The organism is Pseudomonas persica, assembly GCF_900291015.1.
Lineage (GTDB): Bacteria > Pseudomonadota > Gammaproteobacteria > Pseudomonadales > Pseudomonadaceae > Aquipseudomonas.
In genome coordinates this window covers 1-1,310 of record NZ_OLKL01000062.1, presented here as the reverse complement: position 1 = coordinate 1,310, position 1,310 = coordinate 1, and the positions used below count along the sequence as shown (strand labels likewise).

The window sequence follows — 1,310 nt, the reverse complement described above, 5'->3', positions numbered from 1 at the left end:
TTCGCGGGTAAACCCGCTTGTATGGTAGGACTTGAAGGGAGGAGGAGGGTCATAACTCGCTTCTGACTGTTCGCAGCAGTACAGACCGTGGGAGAAATCACCCCTCCTCCTTTCAGCACCCAAGCGCCGATAAGGAATGCCTCGTTTGCAAACGACGATAGATGCAAGCCTGCGCCAGGGTGTGCCCTTCAAGTCACACTACGCTACAAGGAGCAGCTATCCATGGCAATGTCCGCAACCCCAATCGAAGCTGGCGTGGACACCGCCAAAGATGAACTGGTGATTCAAAGCGCTCCGAGCACCAAACCCTTCGCCATCCCCAACACCCCGAAAGCAATCAAAGCCTGGCTCAAGACACTGCCTAAAGGCTCAGCGCTGGCCATCGAAGCGACCAGCACTTATCACATGGAAATGGTGGAGCAAGCCCATGCTGCGGGCTTCGCGGTCTACGTTATCGACGGCCTGAGGTTGAGCAAATACCGGGAAAGCGTTGCTGTGCGGGCGAAAACTGATGCCCACGATGCCGCTTTGCTCGCCCGTTTCCTGAGCAACGAGCGAGGTTCCTTGAAGGCCTGGGTTCCGCCACCTGCCGGGCATCGTGAGATCCAGATGCTGCTGCGTCGCCGCGCCAAACTGGTAGCCGTGCGCGGCATGCTGCGGATGAGTTTGTCGGGCGACACAATGTTTGCCTCAGCGCTCAAGAGCATTGAAGAAACGGTCAAGCGCGTAGAGCTTTTGCTGGAAAAACAGCTGCGTACGGTGATCAAGACGGCGGGGCTTTCCGATCAGTTGCGTCGCGTCCAGAAGCTTCCCGGTGTTGGCTTTTTAACGGCTGCCGGCTTAGTGATGTCCTTCATGCGCGGCGAGTTCAAGAACAGTGATGCCTTTGTCGCTTACCTGGGCATGGATGTAACGGTTGCCCAATCTGGTAAATGGGCAGGCAGAGGGAAGTTGAGCAAGCGTGGAGACTCGGAGGTTCGCAGGCTGCTGTACAACGCCTCGATGAGCGGTAGCCGAACCAAGACTTGGTCGCAGTTTTACGCCCATCATCAAGCACGCGGGAAGAAGACCACACAAGCCTTGGTAATCCTTGCACGTCGCTTGGCTCGGCTGGCCTTCGGCCTGATGAGGCATCAGGCCGACTGGAAGCCCGAGATATATACCGGAGGTGCCAAACCAGCCAGCTGAGGCTGGGGCTGCTGCGCAGCCCAACCAAACTGACCGATAGCACCCAACGCTGAAGAGAATTTCTCTGGCGCGCTGACTTGTGCCTGGAGATTGCTGAAAGAGGCCGAAGACGGTTCTACTGA

The 1,310-nt window shown here is 57.2% G+C and carries 1 protein-coding gene; it reads left to right on the top strand.

What is annotated here, in order from left to right; genetic code table 11:
- The first annotated feature begins 222 nt into the window (after positions 1-222).
- Positions 223-1,188, top strand: a complete 966-nt coding sequence (locus FQ664_RS25700; RefSeq protein WP_144175805.1) for a transposase — start codon at positions 223-225, stop codon at positions 1,186-1,188.
- Positions 1,189-1,310: the final 122 nt, after the last annotated feature.

Bases quoted from the DNA above. Each gene is read 5' to 3' on its own strand.
- FQ664_RS25700 (WP_144175805.1), top strand. From the start codon at position 223: ATGGCAATGTCCGCAACCCCAATCGAAGCTGGCGTGGACACCGCCAAA.